General features: G+C 71.9%; 21 protein-coding genes. 14 read left to right on the forward strand and 7 right to left on the reverse strand.

The window, feature by feature from the left end; genetic code table 11:
* The first annotated feature begins 28 nt into the window (after positions 1 to 28).
* Positions 29 to 724, forward strand: a complete 696-nt coding sequence (locus tag ACFZA0_RS02225; RefSeq protein ID WP_391009829.1) for a TerB family tellurite resistance protein — start codon at positions 29 to 31, stop codon at positions 722 to 724.
* A gap of 64 nt (positions 725 to 788) precedes the next feature.
* On the opposite strand, the gene ACFZA0_RS02230 is transcribed toward ACFZA0_RS02225, so the two are convergent.
* Positions 789 to 1,313 carry a GNAT family N-acetyltransferase gene (locus ACFZA0_RS02230; RefSeq protein ID WP_391009832.1) on the reverse strand — a complete coding sequence of 175 codons (525 nt, stop codon included), beginning with the start codon at positions 1,311 to 1,313 and terminating at the stop codon, positions 789 to 791.
* A gap of 266 nt (positions 1,314 to 1,579) precedes the next feature.
* On the opposite strand from ACFZA0_RS02230, the gene ACFZA0_RS02235 reads away from it, so the two are divergent.
* The 9 genes from ACFZA0_RS02235 to ACFZA0_RS02275 all read left to right on the forward strand — a co-directional run bounded on the left by ACFZA0_RS02235 (position 1,580) and on the right by ACFZA0_RS02275 (position 10,894).
* Positions 1,580 to 2,383: an SCO2525 family SAM-dependent methyltransferase gene (locus ACFZA0_RS02235; protein WP_391009835.1), complete on the forward strand. Its 804-nt coding sequence runs from the start codon at positions 1,580 to 1,582 to the stop codon at positions 2,381 to 2,383.
* 63 nt (positions 2,384 to 2,446) lie between these two features.
* A complete protein-coding gene (locus ACFZA0_RS02240; RefSeq protein ID WP_391009838.1) occupies positions 2,447 to 4,291 on the forward strand; it encodes an SCO2524 family protein in 1,845 nt (614 codons plus the stop codon).
* Positions 4,292 to 4,294: 3 nt separating this feature from the next.
* Positions 4,295 to 5,212, forward strand: a complete 918-nt coding sequence (locus ACFZA0_RS02245) for an SCO2523 family variant P-loop protein (RefSeq protein ID WP_391009841.1) — start codon at positions 4,295 to 4,297, stop codon at positions 5,210 to 5,212.
* Positions 5,209 to 6,192 carry an SCO2522 family protein gene (locus tag ACFZA0_RS02250; protein WP_391009844.1) on the forward strand — a complete coding sequence of 328 codons (984 nt, stop codon included), beginning with the start codon at positions 5,209 to 5,211 and terminating at the stop codon, positions 6,190 to 6,192. Before ACFZA0_RS02245 ends, ACFZA0_RS02250 begins: the two co-directional genes overlap by 4 nt.
* 1 nt (position 6,193) lies before the next feature.
* Positions 6,194 to 7,162 carry an SCO2521 family protein gene (locus tag ACFZA0_RS02255; RefSeq protein ID WP_391009847.1) on the forward strand — a complete coding sequence of 323 codons (969 nt, stop codon included), beginning with the start codon at positions 6,194 to 6,196 and terminating at the stop codon, positions 7,160 to 7,162.
* Between the two features lie 145 nt (positions 7,163 to 7,307).
* Positions 7,308 to 8,381: a DUF6879 family protein gene (locus ACFZA0_RS02260; RefSeq protein ID WP_391009849.1), complete on the forward strand. Its 1,074-nt coding sequence runs from the start codon at positions 7,308 to 7,310 to the stop codon at positions 8,379 to 8,381.
* Between the two features lie 103 nt (positions 8,382 to 8,484).
* Positions 8,485 to 9,231, forward strand: coding sequence for a DNA repair protein RecO (gene recO / locus ACFZA0_RS02265; RefSeq protein WP_391009852.1), 747 nt, complete (start codon positions 8,485 to 8,487; stop codon positions 9,229 to 9,231).
* Between the two features lie 68 nt (positions 9,232 to 9,299).
* Positions 9,300 to 10,139, forward strand: coding sequence for an isoprenyl transferase (locus tag ACFZA0_RS02270; RefSeq protein ID WP_391009855.1), 840 nt, complete (start codon positions 9,300 to 9,302; stop codon positions 10,137 to 10,139).
* A 194-nt stretch (positions 10,140 to 10,333) separates the two neighbouring features.
* On the forward strand, positions 10,334 to 10,894 hold the full coding sequence (locus tag ACFZA0_RS02275) for a YcxB family protein (protein ID WP_391009858.1): 561 nt from the start codon (positions 10,334 to 10,336) through the stop codon (positions 10,892 to 10,894).
* Between the two features lie 14 nt (positions 10,895 to 10,908).
* On the opposite strand, the gene ACFZA0_RS02280 is transcribed toward ACFZA0_RS02275, so the two are convergent.
* The 4 genes from ACFZA0_RS02280 to ACFZA0_RS02295 form a co-directional block, all read right to left on the reverse strand.
* Positions 10,909 to 11,334: a transcriptional repressor gene (locus tag ACFZA0_RS02280; protein ID WP_391009861.1), complete on the reverse strand. Its 426-nt coding sequence runs from the start codon at positions 11,332 to 11,334 to the stop codon at positions 10,909 to 10,911.
* Positions 11,335 to 11,399: 65 nt separating this feature from the next.
* Positions 11,400 to 12,299 carry a metal ABC transporter permease gene (locus ACFZA0_RS02285; RefSeq protein ID WP_391009864.1) on the reverse strand — a complete coding sequence of 300 codons (900 nt, stop codon included), beginning with the start codon at positions 12,297 to 12,299 and terminating at the stop codon, positions 11,400 to 11,402.
* Positions 12,299 to 13,135 carry an ATP-binding cassette domain-containing protein gene (locus ACFZA0_RS02290; RefSeq protein WP_391009866.1) on the reverse strand — a complete coding sequence of 279 codons (837 nt, stop codon included), beginning with the start codon at positions 13,133 to 13,135 and terminating at the stop codon, positions 12,299 to 12,301. Before ACFZA0_RS02290 ends, ACFZA0_RS02285 begins: the two co-directional genes overlap by 1 nt.
* Positions 13,132 to 14,100, reverse strand: coding sequence for a metal ABC transporter solute-binding protein, Zn/Mn family (locus tag ACFZA0_RS02295; RefSeq protein WP_391009869.1), 969 nt, complete (start codon positions 14,098 to 14,100; stop codon positions 13,132 to 13,134). The genes ACFZA0_RS02290 and ACFZA0_RS02295 overlap by 4 nt, the downstream gene beginning before the upstream one ends.
* Positions 14,101 to 14,308: 208 nt before the next feature.
* Between ACFZA0_RS02295 and ACFZA0_RS02300 the strand changes: the two genes are divergently transcribed.
* Positions 14,309 to 15,691 carry a glycine--tRNA ligase gene (locus ACFZA0_RS02300; protein ID WP_391009872.1) on the forward strand — a complete coding sequence of 461 codons (1,383 nt, stop codon included), beginning with the start codon at positions 14,309 to 14,311 and terminating at the stop codon, positions 15,689 to 15,691.
* A 267-nt stretch (positions 15,692 to 15,958) separates the two neighbouring features.
* Entirely contained in the window at positions 15,959 to 16,963 is a 1,005-nt protein-coding gene (locus tag ACFZA0_RS02305; protein WP_391009875.1) for an aldo/keto reductase, read from the forward strand.
* A 33-nt stretch (positions 16,964 to 16,996) separates the two neighbouring features.
* On the opposite strand, the gene ACFZA0_RS02310 is transcribed toward ACFZA0_RS02305, so the two are convergent.
* Positions 16,997 to 17,452, reverse strand: a complete 456-nt coding sequence (locus ACFZA0_RS02310; protein ID WP_391009878.1) for a MarR family transcriptional regulator — start codon at positions 17,450 to 17,452, stop codon at positions 16,997 to 16,999.
* Positions 17,453 to 17,652: 200 nt separating this feature from the next.
* On the opposite strand from ACFZA0_RS02310, the gene ACFZA0_RS02315 reads away from it, so the two are divergent.
* The gene (locus ACFZA0_RS02315; protein WP_391009881.1) at positions 17,653 to 19,116 is read left to right on the forward strand and encodes an MFS transporter; all 1,464 of its coding nucleotides are present in this window, start codon (positions 17,653 to 17,655) and stop codon (positions 19,114 to 19,116) included.
* Positions 19,117 to 19,501: 385 nt separating this feature from the next.
* Here ACFZA0_RS02315 and ACFZA0_RS02320 read toward each other — a convergent pair whose 3' ends face one another.
* Entirely contained in the window at positions 19,502 to 20,947 is a 1,446-nt protein-coding gene (locus ACFZA0_RS02320) for a DHA2 family efflux MFS transporter permease subunit (protein WP_391009884.1), read from the reverse strand.
* Positions 20,948 to 21,148: 201 nt separating this feature from the next.
* Here ACFZA0_RS02320 and dusB point away from each other — a divergent pair, with 201 nt between their 5' ends.
* Positions 21,149 to 22,282, forward strand: a complete 1,134-nt coding sequence (gene dusB / locus ACFZA0_RS02325; RefSeq protein ID WP_391009887.1) for a tRNA dihydrouridine synthase DusB — start codon at positions 21,149 to 21,151, stop codon at positions 22,280 to 22,282.
* The last annotated feature ends 49 nt before the right edge of the window (positions 22,283 to 22,331 follow it).

The raw sequence follows: 22,331 nt of genomic DNA on the forward strand, positions 1-22,331 counted from the left end.
TGCCGCGTGGTTACGGAGGTGCGACGACGTGCTGCCAGAACGGGGACGAGACGGACATGGTGGGCGGCGCGCCGCGCTCGCCCTGGGCACCCGCACCGCGTGGACGGTCGTCGGCGACGGGGAGTTCTTCTGCCCGTCCTGCGGGGGCGACCGCAACTACCAGCGGCTGACCGGCCGCCGCAGGCTGTGCGTGCTCGGGGTGCCCGTGCTGCGGCGCGGCGAGGCCGGGCCGGTCGTCGAGTGCGCGGCCTGCGCGGGGCACTTCGGCACCGAGGTGCTGGGCCACCCGACCACGACCCGCTTCTCCGCGATGCTGCGCGACGCCGTGCACACCGTCGCCCTCGCGGTGCTGGCCGCCGACATCACCTGCGCCCCCGCCTCCCTGCACACGGCGGCGGACGCGGTGCGCGCGGCCGGCTTCGACGACTGCACCGACGAACAGCTCGGCGCCCTCGTGGCGGCGCTGGCCGGCGACACCGGACCCGTCGACCGGCCGTGCGGGGCGGGTCTGGCCATAGAGCTGCACGAGGCGCTGGACCCGCTGGCCCCGCACCTGGCGCCGTCCGGGCGCGAGACGATCCTGCTCCAGGCGGCCCGCATCGCCCTCGCGGACGGCCCGTACACGCCCGCGGAGCACGACGTGCTGTGCACGGTGGGCACCGCCCTGACGATCGGCGCACCGGACGTCACCCGCCTGCTGGCGGCCGCCCGCACGCCCTCCTGAGACCACGGGGGAGGGCGGGCCGCCCGGCCCGCGCTCCCGGCGGCCGGTCTCCGCGGCCGGCTCCCTACAGCCGGAGTTCCATCACGATCCGGTCCTCGCCCGGTCCGAAGTAGTCCCGCCGCACCTCCTCGCCGGCCGTGAAGCCCAGCGAGCGGTAGAGCATGATGGCCGGGGCGTTGGCCGGCTCGACGGTCAGCCGCACGTCGCGCACCCCCTCGGCGCGCAGCCGCTCCAGCACCTCGGACATCAGCCGGCGGCCGAGCCCGCGCCCCCGCTGGTCCCGGGTGACACCGAGGCTCATCACCCAACTGCCCTTCATCCGGGGCGAGTTCACGAACAGTACGTAGCCGTGCAGTCGTCGCCCGTCGGCGAGGACGAGCAGTTGTCCCGCGTGCACGTCGACGAGCTGACGCAGCACGAAGTAGGGATAGGGGTCCTCCGGGAACACCTCCCTGTCGACCCGGACCAGCTCCGGCATGTCGTGCTCGTCCGCCTCGCGCAGCGTCAGCGGCCTGCCGGCCGGGGGCGGGTCGGGGAAGAGCGGGATGCCGACGGGTGAGGGGAAACGTTCTCCTGGAAGAGCAGTCATGCCGCCCCCTGCGGGAAGAAGTCAAGGACGCGGGCCACTCGTACGGGTGGTGCGGGCGGCCGGCGCGGGCCTCCGCCGTCCGGGTGCGCGCGGCGGAGTTCCGAACCATCTTGAGCGGCGGGAACCGGGCTGTTCAAGACCTGATCAGGCCCTAAAAATCTCTGCCGCCGTGCGCCTGCCGTGCGCCCTGGCGTACCGTGCCCGCCGGCTGTCGCATTTACGCAAGAGGGATCCCTCCCGCAGGGCTGTGTTGGTACCGTTGGTGAATGACGTCGAGATCGCCGGGCGATGTGCAACTCAACGCGGAAGTGTCCTGGGATGACACATTCGACCCCATTGCGTATGTAGATCACAATTACCGTGACTTACATGCGGAGGACGCGGAGATCCTTCACATCGTTCGCGATCATTTCAGTGACCATTTCCGCGAGCACGGCGGCGGGTCCTTTTCCGGAATCGACGTCGGTCCGGGCTCCAACCTCTATCCCGCGCTCGCCATGCTGCCGTGGTGCGACCGGATCACCCTCTTCGAGCGCTCCCGGCGCAACGTCGAGTACCTGCGAAGCCAGGTGGGCGGGTACGACGACAACTGGGACCAGTTCTGGCGCGTGCTGTGCAAGAGCGACGCGTACGCGGCCCTCGACATGGACCCCCGTGCCAAGTTCCGGGAGGCCGTGCGGGGTCGGGTGGAACAGGGCGACATCTTCGACCTCCCCGAGCACGAGGGGCGTTGGCAGGTGGGCACGATGTTCTTCGTCGCCGAGTCCATGACGTCCTCGATCGAGGAGTTCGACCGCGGGGTCGAGTGCTTCATGCGGGCCCTGGCGCCCGGCGCGCCGTTCGCCGCCGCGTTCATGGAGCATTCGCGCGGCTATCCCGCGGGTTCCCACTTCTTTCCCGCGTGCGACGTGGGGGAGGCCGAGGTGAGCGACAGTCTCCGGCCGTTCTCGGCCAAGTTCGAAACGCTGCGGCTGGGTGCGCCCGCGGCGGTGCGCGAAGGTTATTCGGGAATGATCGTGGCATGCGGGCACCGGAATTCGGATTTTTCCGCTCCGGTTGACCGTCGGTGAATCAACGGTGCGGTACGCGGCTCTCCACAGGTAAAGGGGAGCCGTCTGCGGGAGGGGCACGAGATGCAGATCAAGCCACGCCAGCACCTGCTGGACATCTGGCAGTCAATTTCGCGCCACTCGTTCGAGAACGGGCAATGGGCCTGGGGCAAATGGGGCGGTGAAAGCAGCGTCTGCGACGCGGAGCGGCTGCTCTGCCTGCTCTATCCCGCGACCGAGATCCCGCCGTTCCGCCTGGACGACCCGGACACCACCGAGGACGACGTCCAGAAGGCCCTGCGCAGGGCCGGCGGACGGCTCGAGGTCCCGGCGAACCTCGTCGAGGCGGTCGCCCAGTTCATGGGCGAGCACATAGACGGCGACCGGCCCTCGTTCGCCGGCGGCTACTACTTCATCTCCGGCGACGAGGACAACGACCTCACCAAGGAGCAGCGCAACCTCGGCGTCGTCGACTCGTACTCCATGTCCGTCACGCTCTGCCTCGCCACCCTCGGCTTCCTCAAGGTCTACGAGACCAAGACGCGCCGCGCCGACGTGCTCGCCACCATCGCGGAGCTGAAGAAGGCCACCAGCAGCAGGCTCACCGCCGCCATGGTGAGCCTGCTGCGCTCGTTCACGGTCAACGCCTTCGCCGCCGACTCCGCCCCGGGCGAGGCCCTGTGCGAACTCCTCGGCCAGGGACGGCTGTCGCAGCGGCACGTGCTCCAGCGCTTCCAGCGCCGCTTCCAGGCGCTGCGCGCCGCCATCGGCGAGAGCTTCGTGCTCGGCGTCGACGTCGAGGAGGGGCTGCGCGACGAGAGCCAGTTCTTCGAGTGCGGCTGGTCGTGGTCCCTGGTCAAGGACGCGCCCGAGGTGACCGTCGCCGACGCCGAGGGGATCGGCGAGCAGCCCGCCGGGATCGCCACCCAGGTGCCCTACCTGTACTTCACCGTCGTCGCCCTCGACGGCATCCAGGACCTGTTCTCCGACCGGACCCTCACCCTGGGCCTGCTCAACGCCGAACAGCAGCGGCTCGCGGAGGCGCTCCGGCTGCGCTGGGAGATCACCCAGCAGTACTGGTCGCTGATCGCCCGCTTCGACGACGACCAGTGGCCGCTGGAGGACATCCCCTGGCGCACCACCGGGCAGCGCCTGGAGTCCGAGTACTTCTCGCTCTCCGTGGCCGCCATCCTCGTCCACGACCTGATGCGCCGGCGCGCCACGGACGACGACCTCACCCGCACCGTCGCCGTCATGGAGCGCCTCGCCGAACGCGGCCGCATCATCAGCCGCATGACCCGCGACGACGCCATGGTCCATCTGCACAACCCCGGGGTGACCCTGCCGCTCCAGGGCAGCGAGGCCATCGGCCCGCCCATGCAGTGGAAGATGACGGACTTCTCCGCCCAACTGCTCAAGCGGACCATCCAGATGTGCAGCCTCTCGCGCAACCGCGTCTCGCACGACCGCCTGCTGAGCCTGGCCGAGGACGTCTTCGGACACCTGTGGCGCCGCCGCATCCCCGACGGACTCGGCGTCGGCCTGTGGGACAACGTCCACGCCGTCTACCCCGACTCGCCCGCGCACGACGGGCCGGTGTCCTGGGCCATCACCGAGCGGATCACCGAGTGCATGGTCCAGGTGCACCACCTGTACCGCCAGCCGCCCATCCGCAGCTCCGAACTGGTCGTCCTGGCACGGTCGTTGCTCAGTGAGTCGGCCCACCTGCTGGGCAACGAACAACTGGAGCCCGCGCCCGCCACCGAGGGCAACCGGGGCCGCGAACTGCGCGGCATCGAGATCAAGTTGCGCCGCGCCCGCGACCTGGCGGACGAACAGCCCGGCACCGCCGTCTCGTTGTCGCTCGACGTCCTCGGGCAGCTGGACGCCCTCGCGCGGGCCCGCGAAGCCGCGGCCCAGGGAGGATGACCCGTGCTCGTCTTCGCAGCCTCCGACAAGGGCGGCACCGGCCGCAGCGTGACCAGCGCCAACCTGGCCTACCACCGGGCGCTCGCCGGTGACGACGTCTGCTACCTCGACTTCGACTTCGGCTCGCCCACCGCCTCCGCCGTCTTCGACGTGCCCGACGCCCGCCAGGCATCCGAGGACCGCGGCCTGCACTCCTACCTGGTCGGCGAGGTGGGCGAACCCCTCCGCGTCGACGTGTGGGCCGACACCGAGCACCGCGTGCTGCGCGACCGGCCGGCCGGCTCCGGCCGGCTCGTGCTGATGCCCGGCGACCTCAGCGGCGGCGAGTTCGCCACCGACCAGGACACCCTGCGGCGCTGCGTCGACCTCCTGCTGCGGCTCAACGGCGAGTTCGACCTGATCGTCGTCGACCTCAGCGCCGGCCGCAGCTACGCCGTCGACATGGCCCTGGAGGCCACCTCCCAGCGGGAGTTGAGCGGCGTCGAGGCCCGGTGGCTGGTCTTCCACCGGTGGACCCGGCAGCACGTCATGGCCGCCGCCTCCCTCGTCTTCGGCAAGCGCGGCATCGTCGCCGGGGGCGTCGCCCGCGGCCACGGCGAGGACGACCTGCGCGGCAGCATCCGCTTCGTCCGGGCCGCCGTGCCCGATCCGGAGTCGGCACTGTGGTCGCAGGTCTCGCCCACCCAGTCCGCATGGATGCGCGAGTGCGACGGCGACCTCAAGGCGCTCGCCTCCGCCCAGGGCATCGGCTACAGCACCCTCCTCGGCTCGATCCCGCTGGAACCCGTCCTGCAGTGGCGCGAGCAGCTGATCACCGACGAGGACGTCCTCGACAGCCAGATCGCCACCGTGGAGACCTGGAAGGCGCTGGGGGAACTGGCCGCCCGCCTCACCGACGACACGTACTGGGGGCCCGCATGACCGGAGCGGTGTTCCGGGAGACCACGGCCGAGTCGCGCACCCGCTCCGTGCCGCTCGCCCATCTCTCGCTGGAGCTGGGCCATCTCTACATGGAGGACTTCGAGGCCGGCCCCGAGCGGCTGCGCGAGCACTTCGCCGAGGTCGCCGCCTGGGTGCCGGCCGCCCGCGCCTCCGCCGCGCGCCGCAGCAGGCGCCCCAGGATCAGCACCTGCTTCCTCGTCGACGACTACTTCAGCCGCTTCTCCACCCCCGCCGAACTGCTGCCCCTGGTACTGAAGGAGGCCGAGCGCGCCGGGCTGACCGTCGACTACCTGGCCCGCGAGTCGGGCTGCGCCACCGCCGGCCGCGTCGAGCCCGCCGAGTCCGTGCGCCAGCGCCTGGTCGAGGCGCCGCCCGTCGGCAGCTACGGATCGCGGCCCCCCGTCAGCCAGACCGGCTGGCTCGCCAACGGGCAGCGCAGCCCCGTCGCCCGCAACGCGATGTCCGAGGTCACCGGCTGGCAGCCGCCGCAGGAGACCGCGGCCCGCATGCACTCCGTCTTCATGGACGTCGAACTCTGGTCGGAGCAGGGCCCGGACGGGGGACGGCTGTGGTCCTGCCCGTTCCTCGCCGCCGTCTGGCAGCTGGCCCGTCTCGGCCTGCTGCGCCACCTCGGCGAGCCCGTCCTCGTGCCGCAGCCGTGGGACAAGGACCAGTTCCCGGACAGCTGGGACCAGTTACCGCCGCTGCTCCAACTGGAGGGCGCGGCCGAGCCGTTCAGCGCGTACCGGACCTGCACGCTGATGCCCAACCGGTTCCTGGCCGTCGAGGACGCCGTCCGGCTGGTGCTCGACCAGACCGCCGTCGACCCGGAGGCACTGGCCCAGGTCGCCGAACGCTCCGCCCGCGAGGGCGTCCCCGTCCCCGCCGCCGTCGCGCAGCGCGCCACCTACGTCTTCTACGAGGAGCCCGCCCCCGCGTTCCCGCCGGAGCGGGGCTGACATGCGGACCCCCGGACAGCCGGCCCCCGTCGCACTGCTCTGCGGCGAGGTGCACACCTGCCTGCTGCCCTCCTTCCAGGCCCTCGACGGCCGGGCCGCCGCCCAACTGCTGCGGCTGCGCGCCGACGAACCCGTCCGGGTCTCCGAACGCCCCAACATGTACGCGCTGTCCCCGCAGCTCCTGACCGGCGTGGACTGCCGGCTGCCCGCCGCCAACGGCACCAAGGTGCGCGCGGTGGGCACCGTCGCCGCCCGCGCCTCCCTCACCGAGGGCCGCCTGCTCCAGGCGACCGCCCACATCGGCGCCCCGGCGGGCGGGCCCGACCTGCGGCGGCCCTGGGGGCACTACCTGGTGCGGCCCGGCCTGGTCGAGCCGTTCGGGAAGCTGCCGGAGAAGGCGGTCGCCGAGGGCGCACTGCTCGGCGCCGCCCGCGGTGAACTCGACCTCGGCATGATCGCCGCCGGGCTGCTCTCCCAACTCCTGCGCCACCCGCTGCTCGACCACAAGGCGCCCTTCAAGTCCCGTCGTACGCACCTGCGTTGGGTGGCCCGTCTGGGGCCGCCCGGCAGCGAGCCCGCCCTCGAATGCTTCACCCTGGCCGAAGAGGGTCTGCGTACAGTGGAGTTGAGGCTCCCCGCCGACGTGGACCCGACCGCCGCGGCCGGGCTGTGCGAGGACCTGGCCCTGCACGACTGGCTGCTGACCACCGTGGTGCACATGCTCGACAGCAGCCGGCTCGGCGCGGTCGAGGGCACCGCGGCCGTCCTCGCGCTGCGCCCGGCCGTGGACCACCTGCTGCACCTGTGGATGCCGGGCGCGCACGTCGACCGGGCCCTCGTTCCGCTCTGGGACGTCCTCGAACGGGAGCCGGGGTTCACCCGCCAGTGGCGGACCCTGGAACAGCGCATCCGCGACCAACTGGCCGTCCAGGCCGTACCACTGCTGCACGAGGCGCTGACCGCGCGCTGAGAGACGACCCACCACGCACACGACCCACCACGCACGACCCACCACGCACGACCCGCGACGCACGACCCGCGACCGGGAGACACGACCGAACAGGCACCACGAAGAAGCGGGACCGCAGGAGAAGAACCCGACGGGGGAGAGAGAAATGAGCGGAGCTACAGGGGAGGTCCGGACCGTGCCCACCAACGGCGACGAACAGCACATATCGAAGCTGCTGCGCAAGACGCTCGTCACCGTACTGGTGGCGGGCGGCACCTGGGTGCTGACCAACGTCCTGAACCAGAGCAAGGACCAGGTCTGGCTGCTGACCGTGTCCATCGTCCTCGGCGGCGCGGCACTGATCATCCAGTACCTCGTGGACTTCGAGCAGCGCCTCGAATCCATGGAGGGCGGCCAGGAGACCTCCATCCGGGAGATGAAGGAGAGCCTCGCCGAGCACCACGCCGAGATGCGCCGTGCCGTCGAGGAGAGCTTCGCGAAGATCAACGACGCGACGGAGCTGTTCAGCCAGGTCGACGGTTCGGTGCTGCGTTCCGACGGGGTGACCCGGCTGGCCCGCAAGTACACGCAGGTCGGCGAGCACGGCTCGGAGATCGTGAAGACCTTCGCCCAGGAGGAGATCGGCAGGCTCGCCTCGCTGATGGAGTCCCTGAGCAACGGGAGCGCCGACTGCCCCGGCGAGAACCACGACTGGCTGATCGACCTGACCACGTGCGCCCGGCAGACGGTCTACGCGACGAGCACCTCGGTGGACCGCGACTTCTGGTTCAGCGAGCCGGCCAACCGCTACCTCAAGGCCCAGGAGGAGGCGATCAAGCACCGCAACGTGATCGTGCGCAGACTGTTCCTGGTCAGCAGGCCCGAGGAGGCGACGGGCGGGCTGGAGATGCTGTGCGCCCGGCACCGTGAGTTCGGCATCGACGCGCGGATCGCGATCCGCTCGCAGCTTCCGCCGCGCGCCCAGGTCACCCCGCTCAACGACTTCATCGTCTTCGACGGCCAGCTCTGCTACGAGACCGAGCCGGACGTGGAGGTCGTGCCGGCCAAGACCACGCTGAAGATGACCCGGGAGCACGTGCAGGAGCGGATCAAGCGCTTCAACGTCCTGTGGGAGGCGACCGAGCCCGCGGGACAGGGGCCCGCACCCGCGCCCGCGATGCCCGGTCCGCGCGCCGAGCCGCCCAACCAGCGGCCCGAGCCGACGGTGGCCTCCGGCTGACCGCGGGCCGCGCGGCCGGGCGGACGCCCGGTGGCGCGGCCCGTTCCCGGTCCGTTCCGGCAGCCCGCCCCGTCCCCGTCCCGCCGTGCGCGAGAATGGGGGCATGAGTCTGTTCCGCGACGACGGCATCGTGCTGCGCACCCAGAAGCTCGGCGAGGCGGACCGGATCATCACGCTCCTCACCCGCGGTCACGGCCGGGTGCGTGCCGTGGCGCGCGGCGTGCGCCGCACCAAGTCGAAGTTCGGCGCCCGCCTGGAACCCTTCTCCCACGTCGACGTGCAGTTCTTCGCGCGCGGCAGCGAGCTGGTCGGGCGCGGTCTGCCGCTGTGCACGCAGAGCGAGACCATCGCGCCCTACGGCGGCGGCATCGTCACCGACTACGCCCGCTACACCGCCGGCACCGTGATGCTGGAGACGGCGGAGCGGTTCACCGACCACGAGGGCGAACCGGCGGTCCAGCAGTACCTGCTGCTCGTCGGCGCGCTGCGCACCCTGTCGCGCGGCGAGCACGCGGCGCACCTGGTGCTCGACGCGTTCCTGCTGCGCTCGCTCGCCGTGAACGGCTACGCCCCGAGCTTCGGGGACTGCGCGAAATGCGGCATGCCGGGACCGAACCGCTTCTTCTCGGTCGGGTCGGGAGGAACCGTCTGCGCGGACTGCCGGGTTCCCGGCAGCGTCGTACCCTCACCGCAGGCCCTGGAACTGCTCGGCGCGCTGCTCACGGGAGACTGGCAGACCGCGGACGCCTGCGAGTCGCGCTACGTCCGGGAGGGGAACGGGCTGGTCTCCGCCTACCTGCACTGGCACCTGGAGCGCGGGCTGCGCTCGCTGCGGTACGTGGAGAAGTAGCAGTCGTCGGCGGACGACGCACCTGTAGAGGCCGAAGAAGCCGAAGAAGCCGAGGAAACGAGAGACACATGGCTGTACGCGGGATCCTGGGACGCCAGCGCCGCGAGTACCGGACGCCCGAACCGCACCCCTCCGGCGCCCGCCCGCCGAAGCTGCCCGGCGAGCTGGTCCCGAACCATGTGGCGATCGTCATGGACGGGAACGGCCGCTGGGCCAAGTCGCGCGGCCTGCCCCGCACCGAGGGCCACAAGGTCGGCGCGGAACGCGTCCTCGACGTGCTCCAGGGCGCGATCGAGCAGGGCGTCGGCAGCATCTCGCTGTACGCGTTCTCCACGGAGAACTGGAAGCGCTCGCCCGACGAGGTGCGCTTCCTGATGAACTTCAACCGCGACTTCATCCGCAAGAGCCGCGACCAGCTCGACGCCCTCGGGGTGCGGGTGCGGTGGGTCGGCCGGATGCCGAAGCTGTGGAAGTCGGTGGCCCGCGAGCTGGAGATCGCCCAGGAGCAGACCAAGGACAACGACCGGCTCACGCTGTACTTCTGCATGAACTACGGCGGCCAGGCCGAGATCGCGGACGCGGCGCGGGCCATCGCGGAGGACGTGCGGGCGGGCCGGCTCGACCCGTCGAAGGTGAACGAGAAGACCTTCGCGAAGTACCTGTACTACCCGGACATGCCGGACGTGGACCTGTTCCTGCGGCCCAGCGGCGAGCAGCGCGTCTCCAACTACCTGATCTGGCAGAGCGCCTACGCCGAGATGGTCTTCCAGGACGTCCTGTGGCCCGACTTCGACCGCACCCACCTGTGGCGCGCCTGCGTCGAGTACGCGTCCCGCGACCGCCGCTTCGGCGGGGCGACCCCGAACGAGGTGCTGGCCTCGCTGGAGGGCGAGGCGGGCGGGGCCTGACGCCGTCCGGCGGACCAACGGGCCTTCGCGGCGACGTCGTTGGGGAAAACTTGGGGCGGCGGAGCGATCTCCGACGTGCCTTGGTGATCTACCCTCCTGTCGTCCGGACCGCAGCGGTCCGGACGACAGGGGAGGGCAACGACATGACGGGTCCGGCCGAGCAGGACAGAGCGGGCACGGAGGAGGCCGGAGGCGTGGCGGTCACTGCCGCGGAGGCGACGGGGGAGCCGCGACCGGACGACGGCGGCGGGGTGTGCCTCACGTTCACCCACGAGAGGGCCGACCACGTCGAGGCGATCAGACTGGCCATCCGCGCGCGGAAGAAGTACTCGAAGGTCGTCTACCACCCCGTGACGTCGGTGGTCTTCCTGCTGCTGTCGGCAGTGCTCCTGGTGGACTGGTTCGCCGGGGGCAGGGTCCCGCTGGGCCTGATCGTCGCGTCCCTGGTGTTCGGCCTGGTTCCGCTGCTCGTACCGCGCCTGTCCGCCCGGACCTCGGCCGAGACGCTCTCTCCGCAGGGGCCGGTCGAGGTCCTCGTGGACGCGGACGGTGTCCGGACGCGGAGTGCGGGTGGTGACGAGCGGATGAACTGGGCGGGATACGACGGCTGGCTGGAGGGCCCGCGGACGTTCGTGCTGACCGGGCCGGGGCGGGCCACCGTCTTCGCGACTCTGCTGCCGAAGTCGGGCGTCGCCGAGCAGGGTGATGTCGACCGCCTGCGCGCGCTGCTCGCGGAACACCTCCCGCGCCGCTGACGTTGGGCGCCGGTTCAGCCGGCGTCCGTCTCCTCCGCCGCGCAGTCCGCGCACGTGCCGAAGATCTCCACGGTGTGGGCGACGTTCACGTAGCCGTGTTCCGCGGCGATGGCCTCCGCCCACTTCTCCACGGCGGGGCCCGCCACCTCCACCGCCCTGCCGCAGGTGCGGCAGACCAGGTGATGGTGGTGGTCGCCCGTCGAGCAGCGCCGGTAGACGGACTCGCCGTCGGAGGTGCGCAGGACGTCGACCTCGCCGGCGTCGGCGAGGGACTGGAGCGTGCGGTACACGGTGGTCAGCCCGACGGAGTCGCCCTTGTGCTTGAGCATGTCGTGCAGGTCCTGCGCACTGCGGAACTCGTCGACCTCGCCGAGCGCCGCCGCCACGGCGGCCCGCTGGCGGGTGGAACGTCCCCGTACGGGGGGACCGGTCGTCGTCACCGTTGCCTCCTCATGGGGTCTGCTGCCGGCTGCCGGGCCATTGTGCCAGCCCCGGCGGTGGGCGGTCAGACCCCGGCGTCCTCGGCCGGGCGCCGCACCGCCGGGATCGCGTACTCGGCGGGGTCGTCCGGGCCGGCGGCGGCCCGCGCCCCGGCCCGGCGGCGGGCCAGCGGTGCCGCCAGCAGTGTCAGCACCACGAAGACCGCGATGGTCATCAGCACGATCGTCGCACCCGGCGGCACGTCCTGGTAGTACGAGGTCACGGTGCCGCCGACCGTCACCGTCACGCCGAGGGCGACCGCGATGGCGAAGGTGGCCACGAAGCTCCGGGTGAGCTGCTGGGCCGCCGCGACGGTGACCACCATCAGCGCGGACACCAGCAGCAGGCCCACCACGCGCATCGCGACGGTGACGGTGACCGCCGCGGTGACGGCGACGAGCAGGTTCAGGGCGCGCACCGGCAGACCGGTGACCCGGGCGAACTCCTCGTCGTGGCTGACCGCGAAGAGCTGGCGGCGCAGCCCGACCGTGACCAGCACCACGAACGCGGCGAGCAGGCAGATCGCGGTGACGTCGGACTCGCTCACCGTCGACAGCGAGCCGAAGAGGTACGAGGTGAGGTTGGCGTTGGAGCCGCCGGGCGCGAGGTTGATGAACATCACGCCGCCGGCCATGCCGCCGTAGAAGAGCATGGCGAGGGCGATGTCGCCGCGGGTGCGGCCGTACCAGCGGATCAGTTCCATGACCACCGCGCCGAGCACCGAGACCGCGGTGGCCATCCAGACCGGGGACGTGGACAGCAGGAAGCCGAGGCCGACGCCGGTCATCGCGACGTGCCCGATGCCGTCGCCCATCAGGGCCTGGCGGCGCTGCACCAGGTAGATGCCGATGGCGGGCGCGGTGATCCCGACGAGGACGGCGGCGAGCAGTGCCCGCTGCATGAAGGCGTAGTTCAACAGGTCCATCAGCTCAGCAGTCCCGTGCGGATCGTGAGGTCGGTGCCCGCGTCGCGCGAGCCGGGGCAGTGGTGCGCGGCGCCGTCGCCGAGGGCGGTGGCGGGCGACGGGCGGGCGGGGTCGTGGAGTGCGCGCGGCGGCGGGCCGTCGTGCAGGACGCGGCCGTCGCGCAGCACGACGGCACGGTCGATCAGCGGTTCCAGCGGCCCCAGTTCGTGCAGCACCAGCAGCACACCGACGCCCAGCGCGACCTGCTCGCGCAGGGTGCCGGCGAGCACCTCCTGGCTGGCCAGGTCGACGCCGGCCATCGGCTCGTCCATGATCAGCAGCTCGGGCTCGGCGGCCAGCGCGCGGGCGATCAGCACGCGCTGCTGCTGGCCCCCGGACAGGGCCTCGGCGGAGTCCCCGGCCCTGTCCGCCATGCCGACCCGTTCCAGGGCGCGGCGCACGGCCTCGTGGTCCGCCCGGCGCAGAAACCCGAAGCGGGTTCGCGACAGCCGTCCGGAGGCGACGATCTCGGTGACGGTGGCCGGGGCCCCGCCCGAGGCGGTGGTGCGCTGCGGCACGTAGCCGAGGCGGCCCCAGTCGCGGAAGCGGCGCAGCGGGGTGCCGAACAGCTCGATCTCGCCCGCGGTCAGCGGTACTTGACCGATGGCGGCGCGGACGGCGGTGGACTTGCCGGAGCCGTTGGCGCCGAGCAGGGCGACGACCTCGCCGCGGCCGACGCCGAGGTCGATGCCGTGCAGCACGGGACGCGCGCCCAGTTCGGCGTGCGCACCGCGCAGGGAGACGAGGGACTCGGACACGGGGGCGGCCTCCTGGCGGTCGCGGGCGGGGGCGGTCACGAGGCGCCCAGCGCCTTCCGGAGCGCGGTGAGGTTGGCGTCCATGACCGAGAAGTAGTCGTCGCCGCGGGACTTGGCGGTGATGCCCTCGATCGGGTCGAGGACGTCGGTGCGCAGGTCCGCGTCCTGGGCGACGGTCTTCGCGGTCTTGTCGCTGACGAGCGTCTCGTAGAAGACGGTGGAGACGCCGTCGGCCTTCGCCAGCTTCTCCAGTTCCCTGACCCGCTTCACGCTCGGTTCCGACTCGGGGTCGAGGCCGTTGACGGCCTCCTCGGTGAGGCCGTAGCGCTCGGCGAGGTAGCCGAAGGCGGCGTGCGTGGTGATGAACACCTTGGTCTTCGTGCTCCGCAGCCCGTTCTGGTAACGGGTGTTGAGGTCGTCGAGCTGTCCGACCAGCGTCGCGGTGTTCTTGCGGTAGGCGGCCGCGTGGTCCGGGTCGGCCTTCTCGAAGGCCTTGCCGACGCCCCGGGCGACCTGGGCGTAGCGCACCGGGTCGAGCCAGATGTGCGGGTCGAGGCCGGCGTCCTCGGCGCTCTGCTGCGAGTCGTGCGCGGCGGCGTGCCCGCCGACCTCGGTGCCGTGCTTCTCCAGGGTGGTCAGCGAGGCGGCGTCGATCTTCGTCCGCACCCCGGACTGCGCCACGACGGAGTCCACGGAGGGCTGGAGGTTCTTCAGGTAGAGGACGGCGTCCGACTCCTCGATGCTCGCGGTCTGCCGGGCGCTGATCTCCAGGTCGTGCGGCTCCTGGCCGGGCGAGGTCAGGCTCGTCACGTGGACGTGGGAGCCGCCGATCCGCTCGGCGAGGAAGGCCATCGGATAGAACGACGCGACGACGTCGAACGTGTCCGTGCCGTTGGCGTTGTCGGTCGCGGCGCTGCTGGAGGAACAGGCGGAGAGGGCACCGAGGGCGAGTGCCGCGGTCGCGACGGAGGCGGTCCCGGATATGAGGCGTCGTCGTACGTTCATGACACTCATTTTCAACTAAAATGGAAACCGTTGTCAACAAGCCCTCCGGACGCCCTTCGCGGCACCCGCCCCACGGGCCCCGAACCGGAACCGATTTGATTGGAGGGGATGCCCCGCCGGTAATCTGAAGCATTCGCTCTGAAGCACACCGCTTCGTCGAAGCGCACCTCGCCGCTTCGTCGCCCGTCGTCGTTATGAAGAGAGCACCGTGGCCGCCGACAAGATCGACACCATCGTCAGCCTGAGCAAGCGCCGTGGCTTCGTATTCCCCTGCAGTGAGATCTACGGCGGTCAGAAGGCCGCCTGGGACTACGGACCGCTCGGTGTCGAGCTGAAGGAGAACCTCAAGCGCCAGTGGTGGCGTTACATGGTGACGTCGCGCGAGGACGTGGTCGGTCTCGACTCGTCCGTGATCCTGGCCCCCGAGGTCTGGGTCGCCTCCGGCCACGTCGCCACGTTCTCCGACCCGCTCACCGAGTGCACCGCCTGTCACAAGCGGTTCCGCGCGGACCACCTGGAAGAGGCGTACGAGGCCAAGCACAACCGCCTCCCCGAGAACGGCCTCGCCGACGTCAACTGCCCCAACTGCGGCAACAAGGGCCAGTTCACCGAGCCCAAGCAGTTCTCCGGCCTGCTCTCCACGCACCTGGGCCCGACCCAGGACACCGGCTCGGTCGCGTACCTGCGCCCCGAGACCGCCCAGGGCATCTTCACCAACTTCGCCCAGGTGCAGGTCGCCTCGCGCAAGAAGCCGCCGTTCGGCATCGCGCAGATGGGCAAGTCCTTCCGCAACGAGATCACGCCCGGCAACTTCATCTTCCGCACGCGGGAGTTCGAGCAGATGGAGATGGAGTTCTTCGTCAAGCCGGGCGAGGACGAGCAGTGGCAGGAGTACTGGATGGAGCAGCGCTGGAACTGGTACACCGGCCTCGGCATGCGTACCGAGAACATGCGCTGGTACGAGCACCCGAAGGAGAAGCTCTCCCACTACTCGAAGCGCACCGCCGACATCGAGTACCGCTTCCAGTTCGGCGGCAGCGAGTGGGGTGAGCTGGAGGGCGTGGCCAACCGCACCGACTACGACCTGAACGCCCACTCCAAGGCCTCCGGCCAGGACCTGTCGTTCTTCGACCAGGAGGCCGGCGAGCGCTGGACCCCCTACGTCATCGAGCCCGCCGCCGGTGTCGGCCGCGCGATGCTGGCCTTCCTCCTGGACGCCTACGTCGAGGACGAGGCGCCCAACGCCAAGGGCAAGCTGGAGAAGCGCACCGTGCTGCGCCTCGACCCGCGCCTGTCGCCGGTCAAGGTCGCCGTGCTGCCGCTGTCCCGCAACGCCGACCTGTCGCCGAAGGCCAAGGGCCTCGCGCAGACGCTGCGCGGCCACTGGAACATCGAGTTCGACGACGCCGGCGCCATCGGCCGCCGCTACCGCCGTCAGGACGAGATCGGTACGCCGTTCTGCGTCACCGTCGACTTCGACACCCTCGACGACAACGCGGTGACCGTGCGCGAGCGCGACACCATGAAGCAGGAGCGGGTCTCGCTCGACCAGATCGAGGGCTACCTCGCCTCGCGCCTGATCGGCTGCTAGCGGCCCCCGGCCGCCCCGCACCACGCGGTAACCGCAGTACCGCAGTACCGTCCGGACGCCGGGCGGGCAGGCCCTCACGGGCGGCCCGCCCGGCGTTCCGGCGTTTCCGGCGTTCCGGTGCGGGCCGCGCCGCGGGCACCGGTGGGCGCCGCCCGCGCCGGACCGGAAGCACCCGTACCGCCGGTCGCCCGGCCGCGGTTGATGCCCGCCGGGCCCCGTGCCAGGCTGGCGCCGTACCGCCCCAGGAGCCCGAGCCCAGGAGTCCGCATGCTCACCCGCCCCCTCGGAACCACCGGCCCCCAGGTGTCGGCCCTCGGCCTCGGCTGCATGGGCATGTCCGCGCTGTACGGCGAGGCGGACCGCACCGAGTCCGTCGCGACGATCCACGCGGCCCTGGAGGCGGGCGTCACGCTGCTGGACACCGGCGACTTCTACGGCATGGGCCACAACGAGCTGCTGATCGGCGAGGCCCTGCGCGCCGCGCCCCCGGCCCGCCGCGAACAGGCCCTGCTCAGCGTGAAGTTCGGCGCGCTGCGCGACCCGGACGGCGGCTGGTCCGGCTACGACGGCCGCCCGGCCGCCGTGCGCAACTTCGTCGCGTACTCGCTCCAGCGCCTGGGCGTCGACCACATCGACGTCTACCGGATCGCCCGGGTCGACCCCGACGTGCCGATCGAGGAGACCGTCGGCGCCATCGCCGAACTGGTCGAGAAGGGCCACGTGCGGCACATCGGCCTCAGCGAGGTCGGCGCGGAGACGATCCGCCGGGCCGCCGCCACCGCGCCGATCTCCGACCTCCAGATCGAGTACTCGCTGATCTCCCGCGGCATCGAGGACGACATCCTGCCCACCACCCGCGAACTGGGCATCGGCATCACGGCGTACGGAGTGCTCGCGCGCGGTCTGATCTCCGGGCACTTCACCCGCGACCGGCAGCTCGGCAAGGGCGACTTCCGCGCGTTCTCGCCCCGCTTCCAGGGCGACAACCTCCGGCACAACCTGGACCTGGTCGACGCGCTGCGCAAGGTCGCCGAGGGCAGGGGCGTCTCCGTCGCGCAGACCGTGATCGCGTGGGTGCTCTCCCGGGGCGAGGACATCGTGCCGCTGATCGGCGCCCGCCGCCGCGACCGCCTCACGGAGGCGCTGGGCGCGCTGGACGTCACGCTCGACGCGGCCGACCTCGCGGCGATCGAGGAGGCCGTGCCGCACGGCGCCGCCGCCGGGGCGCGCTACCCGGAGGCCCAGATGCAGCACCTCGACAGCGAGCGCTGACGGGACACCGCCCCGGCCGGACCGGGGCGGCCCCTAGGGGCGCGGCCAGGGGCGGCCGGCCAGCCGTTCGATGTCGGTGTTGAAGCGCCGCAGGTACGAGGCGAACGCGGCGACGTCGTCGTCCGACCAGTCGGCCATCACCCGGTCGAGGTCGCCGACGATGCCCTCGCGCTCCTCGTCGAGCAGCCGCGTGCCCTCCTCGGTGATGCGGAACTTGCGCGCCATCCCGCCGTCGGGGTCGGGGATGCGCTCGACGAGGCCGGCGCGCATCGCGGCGGCGGTCTGCCGGTTGAGGGTGGACGCGTCGAGCCCGAACGCCTCGCTCAGCTCCCCGATCGACATCGGCCCCTGCACCCGGATACGGCTGAGCAGGATGTAGGCGCTGCGCTCCATGACGCTGTCCTTGCGGCGTCCGCCCCGCTGGGTGAGGAACGTATGGCGGCTGAGCAGCATCTGCTCGTACTCGACCTCGTGGGTGGGCTCGCCCATGTCCTCGCCGCCTTCTGCTTCGTGCGTGTGCCTCGGACCGTCACGCGTCGCGTCGTGGACCGGCCGGGCCATTCTTCCACATTCATGTGTATGACACACATAACGTGGCCAGTGCATTTAACATGCTGAATGCATGTAGCGTGTACGATGCACATCGTCGCCCGCCCGGCGGCGCCCTGTCCAGACCGAGGAGCTCCGTCATGGCCGCCCCCCAGATCGCCGCCCGTCCGGGCGGAGTGATCGCCACACTGGCCTTCGCCGGCACGGTGGCGGCGATCATGCAGACGCTGGTCACCCCGCTGATCGCGAAGCTGCCCGACTACCTGCACACGTCGTCCTCCAACGCCGCGTGGGTGATCACCGTGACCCTGCTGGTCGGCGGCGTCTGCGTGCCCATCACCGGCCGCCTCGGCGACCTGCTCGGCAAGCGGCGGATGCTGCTCGCCTGCACGGTCCCGCTCATCGTGGGCTCCGTCGTCTGCGCGACGGCCTCCTCGGTCGTGCCCATGATCATCGGACGCGGTCTCCAGGGCATGGGCATGGGCATGGTGCCGCTCGGCATCGCCCTGCTGCGCGACGTCGTGCCGAAGGAGAAGCTCAGCTCCTCCATCGCACTGGTCAGCGCCTCCATGGGCATCGGCGGCGGCCTCGGCCTGCCCATCGCGGCGGCCGTCGCCCAGTACACCAACTGGCGTGTGCTGTTCTGGGGTTCCGCCGCGCTGGCCCTGATCATCGGCGCGCTGGTCTGGTTCCTGATCCCGGACGTGCCCGCGGGCGCCAAGGGGCAGCGCTTCGACACGCCCGGCGCCCTCGGCCTGGCCGCCGGCCTGGTCGCGCTGCTGCTCGGCATCTCCAAGGGCGCCGACTGGGGCTGGGGTTCGGCCACCACGCTCGGCCTGCTCGCCTTCGCCGTCGTGGTGCTGCTGGGCTGGGGCTTCTGGGAGACCCGCACCAAGGACCCGCTGGTCGACCTGCGCACCACCGCGCGCCCCCGCGTGCTGCTGACCAACGTCGCCTCGGTCTTCGTCGGGTTCGGCATGTACGCGAGCATGCTGGTGATCCCGCAGCTGCTCCAGTTCCCCGAGGCGACCGGCTACGGCCTGGGTCAGTCCATGCTGGCGGCCGGCCTCTGGCTCGCGCCCGGCGGCGTGATGATGATGATCGTCTCCCCGTTCGGCGGGAAGCTCACCGACGCCCGCGGCCCGAAGTTCACGCTGGCCTGCGGCACGCTGGTCATCGCCGCGGGCTACGCCCTGTCCATGGCCCTGATGGGCTCCGCCTGGGGCCTGATGATCGTCATCATCGTCATCAACAGCGGTGTCGGCCTCGCCTACGGCGCCATGCCGGCGCTGATCATGGGCTCGGTCCCGCTGTCCGAGACCGCGTCGGCCAACGGCTTCAACACCCTCATGCGCTCCCTGGGCACCACGATCGGCTCCGCCGTCATCGGCGTGGTCCTCGCCCACATGACGGTCTCGAAGGGCGGCTTCACCTTCACCTCCGAGAACGGCTTCCGCACCGGCCTGCTCATCGGCTGCGGTGTCGCCCTCGTGGCCGCGCTGATCACGTTCGTCATCCCGGCGGCCCGCGCGGCGGTCGCCGCCCCGGACCCCGACGCCACGGCCAAGGCGGCGACCCCGGAGGACAGCGCGGTCGACGCCTGACCCTCGCGGGCGTCCGTACGGACGACGGCGGTGGGGGGCCGGCGCCCGGGGGCCCCCCGGCCCCCCCCCCGGGGGGGGGGGGGGGCCCGCGGGGGGGGGGGGGCCGCCCCGGCCCCCCCGGGGGGGGGGCCCCCCCGGGCCCCCGCCCCCCGGGCCCCGGGGGCCCCCCGGGGGCCCGGCGGGGGCGCCGCCGCCCCCGGGGGGGGGCCCGTCCGCCGGCGGGGGGGGCCCCCCGGGCCCGGGGCCCGGGGGCCCCACCGCCGTCGTGCGCGGGGAGGAACGAGGTGCCTGTTCGCGGGCGCCCGTCCCGCCCGGGGCGGGTGCCCACGGGTGCGCCGGGTGCCGGGGCGGTCGCGCGGGCCCCGCCCGTCCGCCCGCCCGCCGCTCAGGCGCTCGTGCCGACGGCCTCCCGGACCTCCGGGGCGCGCAGCCGGTCCGCCGTCTCCTCGGCGGTTCGCCGGGCCCAGCGGCCGCTGGTCAGCAGGCCTAGGACGAGCACGACGGCACCGCACGCGGTGAGGATCCACCAGCCGGGCCTGGCCGCCGCGACGAACGTGTCCTTGTACGCCGACGCGCTGATGCCCGACGCCAGCACCGCGCCGATCACCGCGACCCCGAGGGTCTGGCCCATCTGGCGGCTGGTGGACGCGACCGCGGCGGCGACGCCCGCCTGGTCGCGCGGCATGCCGGAGACCGCGGTGTTGGTGATGGGCGCGTTGATGAAGCCGAAGCCGATGCCGAACAGCACGTACCCGACGAACAGCGTGACGTTCGAGGTCTCGGCCTCGAACGCAGCGAACAGCACCCCGCTCACCGTCATCGCGCAGCCGGCCACCAGCAGCGGCAGCCGCGGTCCCCGGCTGCCGACGAGCCGGCCCGACAGGGGCGCGCACAGGAACGTCGGCACGGCCATGGGCAGCATCCACAGGCCGGCGTGCAGGGCGTCGAGGCCGCGCACGTTCTGGAGGTAGAGCGAGGACAGGAACAGGAACCCGCCGAGCCCCGCGAACCCGCACAGCGCGATCACGGTCGCCCCGCTGAACGGCGCCGAACGGAAGAACCGCAGCTCGATCAGGGGTTCCTTGCGGCGCGGTTCGAACCAGAGCAGCCCGCCGAGCGCGAGGGCGGCCACCACGGCGAACGGCAGTACGGTCGCCAGGCCCGAGCCGGGCGCCTCGATGATGGCGTACGTCAGCGAGCCGAACAGGGCGATCACCAGGACCTGCCCGACCGGGTCGGGGCGGCGGGCCCGCGGCGCCCGGGACTCGGGGACGAACCGCAGGGTGAGCAGGAGCGCGGCCACGCCGACCGGCAGGTTCAGCCAGAAGATCGAGCGCCAGCCGACCGACTCCACGAGCAGCCCGCCGACCAGCGGCCCCGCCGCCATGGAGATGCCGACCACCGCGCCCCAGGCACCGATCGCGCGGGCGCGCTCGCGCGGGTCCGTGAAGGTGTTGGTGATGATCGACATCGCGACCGGGTTCAGCATCGAACCGCCGATCGCCTGGAGCATGCGGAAGACGATCAGCAGGGTCAGGTTCGGCGCCAGCGAACACAGCAGCGAGCCGATGCTGAAGATCACCAGGCCCGACATGAAGACCCGCTTGCGGCCTATTCGGTCGGCCGTGGAGCCGGAGAGCATCAGCAGGGTGGCCAGCACCAGGGTGTAGGCGTCGATGGTCCACTGGAGACCGGACGTGCTCGCGTGCAGGTCGCGCTGCATCGAGGGCAGCGCGACGTTGAGAACGGTGTTGTCGAGGCTCACGATCAGCAGGCTCATGCAGCAGATGGCGAGCACGAGCATTCGTCGGCGGTGTGAGAGCTCGGGCATGGACACCATCGTACGCGGGCATCGATAGTGCGGTTAACTAATGACCGGTGCACGGGATCACCGGACCGGCGCGCGGGGAGCGCCCGCGGTGGGAGCGCGGCGGGCGGTGCCGGACGGTGCCGGACGGTCCGCCCGCGCGGTGGGGGACAATGGATGCCCGCCCGTCCGTACGCGGTCCCGCCCCCGTCCCGGAGTTCCCAGATGAGCCACCCCCTGTCCGTCGGTCCGCACACCGTCGCGCCGCCCGTCGTGCTGGCGCCGATGGCGGGGATCACCAACGCCCCCTTCCGCACCCTGTGCCGGGAGTTCAGCGGTGGCAAGGGCCTGTTCGTCAGCGAGATGATCACGACCCGCGCACTGGTCGAGCGCAACGAGAAGACCATGCAGCTGATCCACTTCGACGCGACCGAGACGCCGCGCTCGATCCAGCTGTACGGCGTGGACCCGGCCACGGTCGGCAAGGCCGTCCGCATGATCGTCGAGGAGGACCTCGCCGACCACATCGACCTGAACTTCGGCTGCCCCGTCCCCAAGGTGACCCGCAAGGGCGGCGGCTCCGCGCTGCCGTACAAGCGGAACCTGCTGCGGGCGATCCTGCGCGAGGCGGTCGCCGGCGCGGGCGACCTGCCGGTCACGATCAAGATGCGCAAGGGCATCGACGACGACCACCTCACCTACCTCGACGCCGGCCGCATCGCCGTCGAGGAGGGCGTCACCGCGGTCGCGCTGCACGGGCGCACCACCTCCCAGCACTACGGCGGCACCGCCGACTGGGAGGCCGTCGCGCGGCTGAAGGAGCACGTCCCGGAGATCCCCGTGCTCGGCAACGGCGACATCTGGTCGGCGGACGACGCGCTGCGGATGGTGCGCGAGACCGGCTGCGACGGCGTGGTCGTCGGACGCGGCTGCCTGGGGCGGCCGTGGCTGTTCGCGGACCTGGTGGCCGCGTTCGAGGGCCGCCCCGACGACGTCGCGCGGCCCGGCCTGCGGCAGGTCGCCGACGTGATGGTGCGGCACGCGACACTGCTCGGCGAGTGGATCGGCGACGAGAAGCGCGGCGTCATCGACTTCCGCAAGCACGTCGCCTGGTACCTCAAGGGCTTCGCCGTCGGCTCCGACATGCGCAAGCGGCTCGCGATCACCTCGTCGCTGGACGACCTGCGGGCCGGCCTCGACGAACTGGACCTCGACCAGGCGTGGCCGGCCGGTGCCGACGGCCCGCGCGGCCGGACCTCCGGCAACAACCGCGTCGTGCTGCCCGACGGCTGGCTGAAGGACCCGTACGACTGCGCGGGCATCGGCGAGGACGCGGAACTGGACACCTCCGGCGGCTGACGTCCCTTCCGCGCCCGGCGGCCCTCCGTGCCCGGAGGGCCGCCGCGCG

Origin of the sequence: Streptomyces sp. NPDC008150 (assembly GCF_042956945.1) — a bacterium.
Lineage (GTDB): Bacteria > Actinomycetota > Actinomycetes > Streptomycetales > Streptomycetaceae > Streptomyces.

Bases quoted from the DNA above. Each gene is read 5' to 3' on its own strand.
- ACFZA0_RS02285 (WP_391009864.1), bottom strand. From the start codon at position 12,299: ATGGACCTGTTGAACTACGCCTTCATGCAGCGGGCACTGCTCGCCGCC.
- ACFZA0_RS02235 (WP_391009835.1), top strand. From the start codon at position 1,580: ATGACGTCGAGATCGCCGGGCGATGTGCAACTCAACGCGGAAGTGTCC.
- ACFZA0_RS02315 (WP_391009881.1), top strand. From the start codon at position 17,653: ATGGCCGCCCCCCAGATCGCCGCCCGTCCGGGCGGAGTGATCGCCACA.
- ACFZA0_RS02310 (WP_391009878.1), bottom strand. From the start codon at position 17,452: ATGGGCGAGCCCACCCACGAGGTCGAGTACGAGCAGATGCTGCTCAGC.
- ACFZA0_RS02255 (WP_391009847.1), top strand. From the start codon at position 6,194: ATGCGGACCCCCGGACAGCCGGCCCCCGTCGCACTGCTCTGCGGCGAG.
- ACFZA0_RS02270 (WP_391009855.1), top strand. From the start codon at position 9,300: ATGGCTGTACGCGGGATCCTGGGACGCCAGCGCCGCGAGTACCGGACG.
- recO (WP_391009852.1), top strand. From the start codon at position 8,485: ATGAGTCTGTTCCGCGACGACGGCATCGTGCTGCGCACCCAGAAGCTC.
- dusB (WP_391009887.1), top strand. From the start codon at position 21,149: ATGAGCCACCCCCTGTCCGTCGGTCCGCACACCGTCGCGCCGCCCGTC.
- ACFZA0_RS02320 (WP_391009884.1), bottom strand. From the start codon at position 20,947: ATGCCCGAGCTCTCACACCGCCGACGAATGCTCGTGCTCGCCATCTGC.
- ACFZA0_RS02260 (WP_391009849.1), top strand. From the start codon at position 7,308: ATGAGCGGAGCTACAGGGGAGGTCCGGACCGTGCCCACCAACGGCGAC.
- ACFZA0_RS02230 (WP_391009832.1), bottom strand. From the start codon at position 1,313: ATGACTGCTCTTCCAGGAGAACGTTTCCCCTCACCCGTCGGCATCCCG.
- ACFZA0_RS02305 (WP_391009875.1), top strand. From the start codon at position 15,959: ATGCTCACCCGCCCCCTCGGAACCACCGGCCCCCAGGTGTCGGCCCTC.
- ACFZA0_RS02250 (WP_391009844.1), top strand. From the start codon at position 5,209: ATGACCGGAGCGGTGTTCCGGGAGACCACGGCCGAGTCGCGCACCCGC.
- ACFZA0_RS02295 (WP_391009869.1), bottom strand. From the start codon at position 14,100: ATGAACGTACGACGACGCCTCATATCCGGGACCGCCTCCGTCGCGACC.
- ACFZA0_RS02240 (WP_391009838.1), top strand. From the start codon at position 2,447: ATGCAGATCAAGCCACGCCAGCACCTGCTGGACATCTGGCAGTCAATT.